The sequence below is a fragment of the Sphingomonas sp. LH128 genome (assembly GCF_000293195.2).
GTDB lineage: Bacteria > Pseudomonadota > Alphaproteobacteria > Sphingomonadales > Sphingomonadaceae > Novosphingobium > Novosphingobium resinovorum_A.
Genome location: NZ_ALVC01000537.1, coordinates 1 through 1,081 on the forward strand (window position 1 = coordinate 1; position 1,081 = coordinate 1,081).

At 59.2% G+C, this 1,081-nt stretch carries 2 pseudogenes; one reads left to right on the plus strand and one right to left on the minus strand.

Annotated elements, in window-relative coordinates:
- Positions 1-22: 22 nt before the first annotated feature.
- Positions 23-415: pseudogene (locus LH128_RS29830) on the plus strand (IS630 family transposase); the annotation flags it as partial.
- A 33-nt stretch (positions 416-448) separates the two neighbouring features.
- Here the strand turns inward: LH128_RS29830 and LH128_RS29835 are convergent.
- Positions 449-844, minus strand: a pseudogene (locus LH128_RS29835) (integrase core domain-containing protein); the annotation flags it as partial.
- Between the last annotated feature and the right edge of the window lie 237 nt (positions 845-1,081).

Below are 1,081 nucleotides of genomic sequence, written 5' to 3' on the forward strand. Positions count from 1 at the left end.
TCTGTTCTCATCCTGATAGTCGCTGACCTCTCACCCAGATCGTCGCGCTATACGCGGCGCAACCATGACGCACGACTACAAGCGCAACGGGACCACGACCCTGTTCGCCGCGCTCAATGTCCTGGATGGCTCCGTGATCGGCCGCAACATGCAACGACACCGGCATCAGGAGTTCATCCGGTTCCTGAACACGATCGAAGCCCAGATGCCCGCTGACAAGGCGATCCACGTCATCCTCGACAATTATGCGACCCACAAGCAGCCCAAGGTCCGCGCCTGGTTAACCAGACATCCGCGTTGGACCTTCCACTTCGTCCCGACGTCGTGCTCATGGCTCAATGCCGTCGAGGGCTTCTTCGCCAAGCTCACACGGCGGCGGCTGAAAAACGGCGTCTTTCATTCGGTCGTAGATCTTGATCTGCCCCCACCGAGTGGACCGTTTGGTTTGTTAGTGGATTAAGCCCATCGCCGCCATATCCGGACGGAGGTGGAGCGAAGCGGAACCGGAGGCCGGATATGGCGGTGTCGCCGTTTCCGGTGCCGGTGGTCGGTATCCCAGACTGCTATGCGGGCGGACGGTGTTGTAATGCCGCCGCCAAGCTTCGATCAGCACCTTGGCTTCGGCGAGGCTGTAGAAGATCTCGCCGTTGAGCAGTTCGTCGCGAAGCGACCCGTTGAAGCTTTCGTTATAGCCATTCTCCCATGGTGATCCCGGCGTGATGTAGAGCGTCTTCACGCCGATCTGCCCCAGCCATTGCTGGACGGCGGTCGCGATAAATTCGCTGCCATTATCGGACCGTATATGTGCCGGAGGGCCGCGCGAGATGAACAGGTCGGCTAATACCAAATCCCTTTGAGGCTGACTCATTGGGATTCCCAAGAGCAGATTTTTCTGATTCACCATCGCGAGCAGATGGAGGCTTGTGATGGCGGCGTCGTTGGTTGTGCGAAGCGATTATTCAGGGTCAGACTTGCGAGCTTTTGCCCGGCGCAGCGATGATGCGCAGCAGGTGCGACGGCTTTTGGCGATGGCCTCGATCCTGGATGGCGGCAGGCGGAGTGATGCGGCGAAGATTGGCGG